The sequence below is a fragment of the Vibrio sp. OPT46 genome, assembly GCF_015163535.1.
Classification (GTDB): domain Bacteria; phylum Pseudomonadota; class Gammaproteobacteria; order Enterobacterales; family Vibrionaceae; genus Vibrio; species Vibrio alginolyticus.
In genome coordinates, this window is the sequence record NZ_JADDYG010000054.1 from 2,898 (window position 1) to 3,837 (window position 940).

Below are 940 nucleotides of genomic sequence, written 5' to 3' on the forward strand. Positions count from 1 at the left end.
GAAGAAGGCATACTCTAGCGCATCTTCTTTTAAGCGCTTAAATCGACCAGATGCGCCGCCGTGTCCGGCTTCCATATCGGTTTTGAACAACAAGACGTTATCGTCTGTCTTCATTTCACGAAGTTTGGCGACCCACTTCATTGGTTCAAAGTACTGTACTTGAGAGTCGTGCAAGCCAGTCGTTACCAACATGTTCGGGTAGTTTTGCGCCTTGATGTTGTCGTAAGGCGAGTAACTCAACATATAGTCATAGTATGTTTTGTTATTTGGGTTACCCCATTCATCATACTCATTGGTGGTCAATGGAATCGATTCATCGAGCATGGTGGTTACCACGTCCACAAACGGAACATGTGCACCGATACCGCGGTACAGTTCTGGTGCTTGGTTGATGATAGCCCCCATTAAGAGACCTCCTGCAGAGCCACCAACAGCGAAGACTTTATCTTTCGCGCCGTAGCCTTGTTCAACCAAACCTTTAGTCACATCAATAAAGTCGTTGAATGTGTTTTGCTTGGTTAGTTTTTTACCGTCTTCATACCAAGGGCGGCCAAGCATTTCAGATCCACGAATATGAGCAATGGCGTAAACAAAGCCGCGATCCAATAGACTCAAACGTGTCGAGCGGAAAGTTGGCTCAATGGTTGCGCCATAAGACCCATAACCATATTGGTAGAGTGGATTCGTACCATCTTTCTTAAATAAGTCTTTACGATACACCAAAGAAACGGGTACTTCTTTACCGTCACGGGCTGTGACCATGATGCGTTCTGATTGGTAATTGTCAGGATTAAAATCACCAAGTACAGGTGTTTGCTTCATGATTTCTGACTCGCCCGTTTTTAGATCGAAATCGTAGTAGGTTCCTGGAGTGGTTAAACTGCTGTAATAAATACGAACTTTCTCGTTATCCAGCTCTAGGTTACCTGTCAAATAGGCA

The 940-nt window shown here is 44.7% G+C and carries 1 protein-coding gene; it reads right to left on the reverse strand.

Annotated features, from left to right (window positions below; genetic code table 11):
- Positions 1-940, reverse strand: a 940-nt coding sequence (locus IQR33_RS02600) for a prolyl oligopeptidase family serine peptidase (protein WP_193843488.1), incomplete at both ends; no start/stop codon positions are given.